The sequence below is a fragment of the Streptomyces niger genome (assembly GCF_000718305.1).
In the GTDB taxonomy this organism is placed as follows: Bacteria; Actinomycetota; Actinomycetes; order Streptomycetales; family Streptomycetaceae; genus Streptomyces; species Streptomyces niger.
The window spans coordinates 1-257 of record NZ_JOFQ01000088.1 but is presented as its reverse complement, the minus strand read 5'-3'; the positions used below and the strand labels follow the sequence as shown (position 1 = coordinate 257).

Annotated in this window: 1 protein-coding gene; it reads right to left on the bottom strand. The window is 72.4% G+C overall.

All coding sequences use genetic code 11. The features are described 5' to 3' along the window. Window positions 1-257, bottom strand: a 257-nt coding sequence (locus IF20_RS37020; protein WP_199896941.1) for an AMP-binding protein, incomplete at both ends; no start/stop codon positions are given.

Sequence of the window (257 nt, the reverse complement as noted above, 5' to 3'; positions counted from 1 at the left end):
AGGAGGGTGGTTTCGATCTCGCCGAGTTCGATGCGGAAGCCGCGGATTTTGACCTGGTCGTCGGCGCGGCCGAGGTGTTCGAGGGTGCCGTCGGGGCGCCAGCGGGCCATGTCGCCGGAGCGGTACATGCGGGTGCCGGGGGTGTCGTAGGGGTTGGCGGGGAAGCGTTGTGCGGTGAGTTCGGGGCGGTGGAGGTAGCCGCGGGCGAGGCCGCCGCCGGCGACGTGGATTTCGCCGGGGACGCCGGTGGGGACGGG